This window comes from Polycladospora coralii (assembly GCF_014773435.2).
Lineage (GTDB): Bacteria > Bacillota > Bacilli > Thermoactinomycetales > Thermoactinomycetaceae > Polycladospora > Polycladospora coralii.
Genome location: NZ_JACXAG020000017.1, coordinates 1 through 8,995 on the forward strand (window position 1 = coordinate 1; position 8,995 = coordinate 8,995).

At 34.2% G+C, this 8,995-nt stretch carries 6 protein-coding genes, 1 rRNA gene and 1 pseudogene; 5 read left to right on the plus strand and 3 right to left on the minus strand.

Going from position 1 to position 8,995, the window contains the following annotated elements; genetic code table 11:
• Positions 1 to 133: 133 nt before the first annotated feature.
• Positions 134 to 248, plus strand: a 5S ribosomal RNA gene (gene rrf / locus IC619_RS16320).
• Between the two features lie 39 nt (positions 249 to 287).
• Here the strand turns inward: rrf and IC619_RS16325 are convergent.
• Together IC619_RS16325 and IC619_RS16330 are read right to left on the minus strand one after the other, a co-directional pair.
• Positions 288 to 1,019, minus strand: a complete 732-nt coding sequence (locus tag IC619_RS16325; RefSeq protein ID WP_191141173.1) for a hypothetical protein — start codon at positions 1,017 to 1,019, stop codon at positions 288 to 290.
• Between the two features lie 49 nt (positions 1,020 to 1,068).
• The gene (locus tag IC619_RS16330; protein ID WP_191141172.1) at positions 1,069 to 1,242 is read right to left on the minus strand and encodes a DUF2628 domain-containing protein; all 174 of its coding nucleotides are present in this window, start codon (positions 1,240 to 1,242) and stop codon (positions 1,069 to 1,071) included.
• A gap of 225 nt (positions 1,243 to 1,467) precedes the next feature.
• On the opposite strand from IC619_RS16330, the pseudogene IC619_RS16335 reads away from it, so the two are divergent.
• From IC619_RS16335 to IC619_RS16345, 3 genes and pseudogenes are all read left to right on the plus strand, one after another.
• Positions 1,468 to 1,978: pseudogene (locus IC619_RS16335) on the plus strand (GNAT family N-acetyltransferase).
• A 319-nt stretch (positions 1,979 to 2,297) separates the two neighbouring features.
• A complete protein-coding gene (locus tag IC619_RS16340; RefSeq protein ID WP_191141171.1) occupies positions 2,298 to 2,507 on the plus strand; it encodes a hypothetical protein in 210 nt (69 codons plus the stop codon).
• A 619-nt stretch (positions 2,508 to 3,126) separates the two neighbouring features.
• Positions 3,127 to 3,342, plus strand: coding sequence for a Rieske 2Fe-2S domain-containing protein (locus IC619_RS16345; protein WP_191141170.1), 216 nt, complete (start codon positions 3,127 to 3,129; stop codon positions 3,340 to 3,342).
• Positions 3,343 to 3,901: 559 nt separating this feature from the next.
• Here IC619_RS16345 and IC619_RS16350 read toward each other — a convergent pair.
• Positions 3,902 to 4,888 (minus strand): glycosyltransferase family 2 protein, encoded by a 987-nt coding sequence (locus IC619_RS16350; protein ID WP_191141169.1) that lies wholly within the window; start codon positions 4,886 to 4,888, stop codon positions 3,902 to 3,904.
• Positions 4,889 to 5,539: 651 nt separating this feature from the next.
• Between IC619_RS16350 and IC619_RS16355 the strand changes: the two genes are divergently transcribed.
• On the plus strand, positions 5,540 to 8,557 hold the full coding sequence (locus IC619_RS16355; RefSeq protein ID WP_191141168.1) for a YfhO family protein: 3,018 nt from the start codon (positions 5,540 to 5,542) through the stop codon (positions 8,555 to 8,557).
• The last annotated feature ends 438 nt before the right edge of the window (positions 8,558 to 8,995 follow it).

The window sequence follows — 8,995 nt, forward strand, 5'->3', positions numbered from 1 at the left end:
GTGTAAGCATAGCAATATGTTCAGCTGACAGGTACGAATCGGTCGAGGGCTTAACCTACAATTGATTTTCTTCTCCACATACACTTGCTTCCATTCTAATTTTCAGGGTGTGAAACACCCACAATTTTATACGTCTGGTGATGATGGCGGAGGGGACCCACTCGTTCCCATCCCGAACACGACCGTTAAGCCCTCCAGCGCCGATGGTACTATAGATTAATCTATGGGAGAGTAGGACGTCGCCAGGCATCTTAGCCCCACTTCATTTGAAGTGGGGTTTTCGCTTTCTATTTATGTGTAAGTTTTCCATTTTGGTCAAAGAATTGACGTGTTTTTTCTTCACTTATATTTTTTACCATTTGTGTATGGGCTGAGCTATTATTGACTATCGATACATCTTGAGCACGCTTCCCTTTCATATAGAAAAAAAGATAATCACTGAAGTTCACATTAAAAAATTGTTCCATTTCTTGACGCGATACAGTTAATGAGTAATGTATATATTGATTTTCAATATGTAACGAAATTTCTTCTGCCTCTGGTGAATAAGAATAAGTGTCAATCAAAACAGAAAAGAACTTGGTATACAGATGAGCATCATCTGTAAGTGTTTTACCATCTTTACTACCAAACCACCAATTGTTAAAGCTAGCTTTATCCTGAATGACAGAATCCAGTGAAACACGATCATTAGCGATCATTTTATCGTAGTTTCCGAAAAATGTAATATCAATCACTTTCCCATCGGATTGATATTCTTTTGTCAGATAAGCTTCTTCATACTGTAAACGAGAGTTAGCGTTATATTTGGCATGCCGCATTTCTTCCTTGGTTAAGACTAATGCTTCTCCTGAAGTAGAATGAGTGATGACGGTTTCTTGTTCGATCTGTTGTTCTGAGGTATTTGCTTTTGTATCTGTGGAAGTCGAAGATTCTTCTCCGATGATCATTAAAAAAATGAAACAGCAGAATAGACTGGACACTACTCCAAATCCAACTTGTCCGATTTTACGTTGCACTTTTTTAAACTCTGCAACACTTTCCCAGTTTCCTTTTTTCCATGCCCACTCACTTCCAAATGTACCTAACCCAGCCAACAAAGGGAATTAAAGTAAGGAGAGAGATCCATACGCCATGCGTAATTCCCCATATCCAAGTAAAAAAGAAAGCACCCCAATTCCAACCTTGCACTTCTACAGGGACTCTATTCATATATTCCAATCGCTTATCTTCTTCTTCCATTCAAATCTCCTTTCAATTATATGATTTAAAAAATATTCACTACAAATTTAAAGCATTACTCTAAGTATAAGAAGGATATATCCATTTAACAAGAGAAAGATCTATGCTGTTATTACCTATATTTATATATCAGAATAGGGGTTAACTAGTCGATCATTAAATAAAATGTTATATTATACATAAATAAATCGATCATACAAATACTTTGAAAAGTAGGTTATTTATATGAATATAGCAGAAACTAATCGATTGAAAATAAGACGAATGGAGCGAACCGATGCAGCTTTTATCTTGGAATTGCTCAATGAACCCCAATGGATTCATTATATTGGAGATAAAGGACTAGAATCTAGACAAGACGCAGAACGTTATATTATAGAAGGTCCACTTACCATGTATAAAAAATTATGGATGTGGGTTATATGTCGTGGAACATAAAGCATTTGAGATTCCAATCGGTTTATGCGGGTTAATAAAAAGAGAGGGGCTCGAGCATATTGATCTGGGTTATGGTTTTTTAGAGAAGTTTTCTGGTAATGGTTACGCATACGAAGCTGCAGCAGCGGTTGTTACATATGGTCAAGAAAAACTATCGCTACCAAAAATTGTGGCGATTACAACGGTGGACAATGATAAATCAATTCGACTGCTAGATAAACTAGGCTTTATTTTTGAAGGATGGACAACATTACCTAATGACACAGAAAAACTGAAGCGGTTTGCTTTAAATACTTAGCTATTGGAGCGGATATCAATTGTTTTTACCGAATGGTATAGGGGGGGATGAGCATAGACGTGTCCTTGAGAGAGAAACCAATACGCAACTTGCGCTAGATTAAATGGTACCAATGCGGACAAGCGGAACAGTTCAATATGGAGCAAATGTACACACAACATTTCGGATCTTGCAAGTAGAAAATTTTTTATTACCAGTGACGATTAATGAGACAAAATATGAAAATTCTTATGTTTGCTTACCCTATTCTACCTATATTCGCTATGCACGTGAAGAACTGTTTGAACTCAAAAGACCATAATTGGAGAAAGTTTTATCCATGCTGATTAAAGGGCTTTCTCCCTTGATGAAAGGAGCGAAAATGAATCGAGTGGTTCACTTCAATAATTGGCTACTTTCTACTAACCTGTATGAACCGCTGTTGCGTGCCATCGTGAACAAGCTACAAGAAACTTATTCACAAAATCCCATTATTTTTCGCTCATTAAATCAGCGTATTTACAATCCATTGATGAAGAATTTTACATAACTTGGGTTTCGTTTGGTCCCCAGGTTTACTTTTTCGATGGAAAAAATCCATCTTATCTACCTTATCTACAGAAAAAGATGTCATATTTGATCTAAAATTACTAAATGATGACACTTTTACAATTGTTCATCATGATGAAATTAGACCAGATGATTATGAACGGATCAAAACACTATATGATTGTCTATAGATTGAGAAGTACTCCACAATCAATCCTCAATTTTTAACGTCATATATTGCACTATGCCACCAGAAAAAACTGATGACGATATTTGGCTTACGTGATCGAGACGGGGTATTACAAGGCATTATGGGTTTGTTTATGATAAATAAAATCATTTCAGCCCCACTTGTCGGATACAATACCGCGCGCTCACAAAAATTAGGTTTATACCGGCTTTTAATGGATGATTGTCTTACGGGAGGCTTCTAAACGTATATATTTACTTAATCTAAGCGCTGGAGCATCCAGTTTTTAAATTTTTCGAGGAGGTGAACCAGAGATCGAATATAGTGCGGTCTATGATCGACACCTACCTATATATCGACAGCTTCCATGGGCTGGATTAGAGCAATTGCTAATGAAAGTAGGCGTGCCGATAATGAGGAAGTATCAACTATGAACAGACAAATCCTTGAACAGCATTGGTTTGTAGTATGTGCTAGCACAACACTTAAGCATCTGTTACTCACTACCAAAATATTTAGCATTCCACTAGTCGTTTCTCGAACTGCTCAAGGTGTACAAGCTTGGATAGATGTATGTCCACACCGCGGTGTTTCTTTATCGATGGGGAAAAGAAAAGGCGAGCTCTGCTTGGATGAGTCTGAGTAACAAGACAAAGTCCTTGCTACCAAAGGGCAGGGAGCATAAATGAGGCAGGTAGATGGAGGGAAAGAACGCGCTCTTACCTGGGGAGATCTGACTGATATGCCGTGCACACATGGTAACCCTTTCCATGAGAAAAGGTTGAACAGTTAGAAGTCAGCAGATGCCATAGTATCTGAGTAGAGGACGCTTGAAAAGAGAGAGCTCTAGGTGCTCATTCCTTATGATGAGAGACACAACCTGAAAGGGCTTATGAAGTCGACAGGGGATTTTAAGAGGGGGAGTAACGGAATGGCACAAACAGAAAGAAGGTTATATCTATGTTAATGAAACAACTGTTATCACGGGAAAATCTTCTTAAAGCACGCAAACAAGTTGAGAAGAATAAAGGAAGCCATGTAGGTGAAGGCTTCAAATCACCTTAAGCTGCTGTGGTCAAAAGACATGTGACCCTATCACTGACTGAAATGTTTAATGAATGAGCATGTAGCGGTTTATATTTTTTGATGGGTTAAGACCCCACTTATAGAAGTAGGGTCTTAATCAGGTGGAGTTGATTCACTGGCTAAAACGAGTTCACTTTTATATACATAGATTGGGAGGAAAGTGTTTCGTTAGTGTCTTGTTTAAGTTCATTACAATTCGTTTCTTGAACAATATAATGGGGTCTACTTTTGGCTTCATAATAGATTCGACCAATATATTCACCAATAATACCGAGAAATATTAGTTGTATGCCTCCTATAAGAGAAACAATAGCGATGGTGGTGAAATATCCCGGAACTTGAACTCCAGTAACTATTATCTGAAACAGTGTAAAAATGACATACAAGATATCAATAATGGTTACAAAAGTTCCAATATAAATTGAAATGCGTAAAGGTTTGTTGTTAAATGAAATAACACCATCTATTCCATAATTTAGTAATTTAGGAAAAGACCACTTACTAGTCCCCACTTCTCTATTCACATTGTCGTACTCAATAATATACTCATTAAAACCAATCCAGGAAAATAGACCTTTTGAAAAACGATTGTTCTCATTCAAAGCTAAAAGAGCATCAACAGCCCGTCTACTCAATAAACGGAAATCACCTATTCCATCAACTAACTCAATATCTACTAGTTTATTCATTACTTTATAGTACAGTTTGGAAATAATGGAGCGTACCTGAGACTCCCCTTTTCTATTTCGTTTTGCTATCACTTGATCATAGCCAGACTCATAATTTTTGATCATCTCAGGTATAAGTGAGGGTGGGTGTTGCAGATCTGCATCCATGATAACTACGGCTAAACCTCTACAATAGGAAAGACCTGCTAACATAGCAGATTCTTTTCCGAAATTTCTACTAAAAGAAACATATTGCACACGCTTATCTTTACTGGCAATTTTCTTTAATATATTCAGCGTACCGTCTGTACTACCATCGTTAATAAATACTAACTCAAAATCCAGATTATTATTCACAAGAATAGAAGTTACCTCATCGTAGAAGTCTTTAATTACAAGCTCTTCATTAAAACATGGTACTAAAATAGAAATAGACATCTAAATCAACCTCTTATTTATTATAAAAAAAAAATGTGTCATTGACTAAAATCCCATCTCTCTCACGAATAGAAGGGCTGGAAAATTTAATAAATTAGTTTTAGTAGTGACCACAGATATGTTCATCATATCATGAATTATGACTTGGTCAAGCAAATGTGTTACATGTAATTGATAATTACTTTGATCGAACTTTCATAGGTGTTTTACCACCAAAAGCACTATGCGGACGAAGATGATGATAATAGCGATAAACTTATACTTTAATGAGCGAATAAAGATAGGGTTCTTTTTTGATGGAGTAGTGATTCAAGTGTTTGTTTTTCAGTTTGTCAAAGAGCATGATTCCACTTGACTAACGGGTATTTTTTCACTCATAATGTTGTGGGTGATAATAGAATAAGCAGGTCCTTTAATTGAATTTCGATAAAATGAGTTGATATATTTGTGCTTGCACAGTTATGATTTTAATCGTGCATTACGGTACTTCAAACGATAGTAGAACTATTTTTACTATTTACATGAGTTACATCACAATAGGTATTACTCTCTTAATTACATAACAATATAAAAATGAAAGTGTTATGATAAGTAGGATCGTAAGGGAGATTTTTAAAGGGACTATATTGACTACATCAAGGGGGGAATGGGATGGAAGTACTAAAAAATAAAAAGTTATATATCTTACTGATATATATATTCTTTATACTAGCATCAATTGGTATACATGCACATTTTCTAGTAAGAAAAATATATTTTTTTGAAGCATGTTGCGACTCTTTAATGCAAGTAGCTCATTTTTATCCTTTCTTACAAAATGAATACTTACAGGGGAATTTTTTTTGGTCGTGGCAATATGGGTTAGGAGGAGATATATTTAGTGAGTTTCTTTATTATTTCTCAACCTCTCCATTTTTTTGGACTACGATGCTGCTTAATGCGACACTTTCATTGCAAGATATTTATGATTTAAGAATATGGATTAGTATCATTAAGTTAGTCCTTTGTATGATATTTATGTACCATTTACTAAGATATTGCAAAAGGACAATCTTTTCTTCTATTATTGCAAGTTTAATATACGGGGGCTCAGTATATTTTTTATTCTATTCATACCGATATGATTTCATGGTGGATGGAATGGTTTGGTTACCACTACTTATTTTGGGTTATGAAAGATTGATTGATAGTAACAAAAAAGGTTTGTTTATTTTTTCTGTGTTTATTATTATTACTTCTAACTTTTACTTGGCATTCATTTCTTCTGTATTCCTATTTTTGTATGCAACGTTGAAGTATTTTATAAGTAAAGAAGTATATAGCATTGTTGATTATTTGAAGCACTATATTAAGACTGGTCTATACTATGGTATAGGTTGGTTACTAAGTGCGTTCTCTTTTTTCCCAGCTGTATATGCGTATTTAAATGTAGATCGATTTTATACCGAAAATGTTCTATCTGTTTTATTTACTTGGATTGAATACCAAATATTATTCTATAAATTGTTTTTAATAACTGATCAAAGAAATTCTATGGTTATCATCTTGCCAATATTGGTTTACTTCATCTTTTTAATGGGCTTTAAATTGAAGAACAGAGATGCGAAAATGAGATTTAGATTTACTTTGTTTATTTGTGTGATAGCTGTTTCACCACTCACATATTCATTTTTTAATGGATTCTCGAGTATGCAATATCGTTGGCTTTACCTGTTTATCTTTGTCATTGCACATATATCAGCTTATATATTAGATGATCTTTTGGAAAGAAAAACAAACTCGAAGATATATTACTTAATATTACTAGCGGTATTAAGTGGTCTATTGTTTTTCAAAGCGGAAATGTATGACAGGGTTTTAAATAATGATGATTATGTTATTTTTACGTTCGGTGTACTTACTTGTGTTGTACTGTTACTGATATCAAAATTATCGACTCGTTTTTCTTCTATTTTACTAGTTGGATTGGTTCTATTAAATATAACTTATACAAACATAAATGTTTCTGAGAAATGGCTTGGAGATTCTATAACATTGAAAAAACCTCAGGAGCAGCTTCTGTCTGAATATGCGCTTCCTGAAGATATAAAAATGTTTGAGGACCTGCAAGCGAAAGATAATACTTTTTATCGGATTTTATGGGATGATGTTCCTTACTACAATTCACCAATGCTGTATCATTACAATGGCTTTGGTGCTTATAATAGTTTGCTTTCAGGTCATATCAATAACATGATAAAGAATGAATATAATATCAACCAGCATAATACACCTAGCCTATTTAAAAATTTGGATCATAGGCTGTACTTGGAAACAGGGTTGGCTAATCGATACTATGTTACAACGAAAGATTCTGATTATATACCTTACGGATATACAATGATCGATAAAAATGATAAGTATCGTATTTATGAGAACCAATATTCTCTTCCAATTGGCTTTATGTATGACTCCATAGTGACTAAATCAAACTTTGACAAACTAAATTTTGGACAACGAGATCAACTCTTTCTTCGTGCAGGGGTAGTTGAAAACGGAAAAAATGTGGAACTGCCAACGTTTAATACGCAATCTCTTTTAGTTGACTCCAAGGTAATTAAAAAAGAAGACATGCAATTAAAAAATGCGACAATAGATGGAGAGATATTAAAAACTGAGAAAGACGCACAAGTTATTATCTCTAACCCGTTTAAGGATCGTGAGGGAGAAGTTCTAGTTAGCGTTGAAATTAAAAAGAGAGATGGAAGTAAGTATGTATTAAAAGTGAACGACAATCCTTTTGTATTCTTTGGGAAGAAGAATATATATAATTATCCTAAAGAAAAAATTGTCATTAATACTGGATTTGATAAGAAAAAGGATAAGTTAACGATTGAGTTATCATCTGGAGAATATATATTAAAGGATATTCAAATTACTTTAAACTCCTATGATAATTATGGACGTGTAATAAATCAAAGGGCAAAAAGTTCACTTTACAATGTAGCTTATACTGAACAATCGGTTTCAGGAGATATTAATGTTGATCGAGATGGATTACTCTTTTTATCAATTCCATATAGCAAAGGATGGAAAATAAAAGTCGATGGTGTAGAAAAAGAGTCATTGAAAGTAAATACTGCGTTTACAGGTGTTGTATTGAATAAAGGAAATCACCACATTGAACTAGATTACACCCCGCCACTCTTGATGGAAGGAGCAATTGTAAGTTTTATTACGCTGATTTTACTAGCTGCGACTTGGCTCAGAAATAAAAAAAGAATAAGTGAAGTTCTTAACTCATTTTTAAATAGGGATTGGGTTCGCTTTATTATTGTTGGGTTTATAAATACGTTCAATTATTATGTATGCTATTTATTTTTTTTACATGTATTTCATCTTAATTATTTGATGTCACATCTAATCGCATTCGTATTAAGCATGATTGGATCATTTTTATTAAATTCGTATTATACGTATAGAACCAAGCCAACATTAAAAAAGGCACTAAAATTCCCGTTGACATATGTTGTGAATGTTTCAGTTACAACTTCTAGTTTGTACGTTTTAGTCGATCTGCTTGCTCTTGATGAAAATATTTCACCACTAATAGCTTCAATTATAGCTATACCTTTTACCTTTCTCATTTCTAAAAAAATACTAGTACAAAAAAACGATCATCAAGACTAATTTGTTTTATTTAGTAGGACGAGCAAACTCTTTTAATCCTTGGCTTAAACGAGTTTGCTCTACATAATAATTAATGAGTACCATTTATTTAAACAATGATAATAGACACTTGCCTGTACAATTATGTTGCTCAAAATATGGGTAAATGATTTAGATGTTGTGTTCAGTTAGTAGAGTGTGTTTTGATCTACTATGATATGAGAAATATAGAGGCGAGATTCTTATAAATTAAACTTTAAAATGTTGTTGACATATATTCATAGGCATGGTACTATATTCCTTGTCGCCACGATGAGGCGGTAACAACTGAAATGTTCCTTGAAAACTAAAGAGTGACACATGACCTGTTCAATTTTTATATGAGCTTACAAGCTCACCATTATATGGAGAGTTTGATCCTGGCTCAGGACGAACGCTGGCGGTATGCCTAATACATGC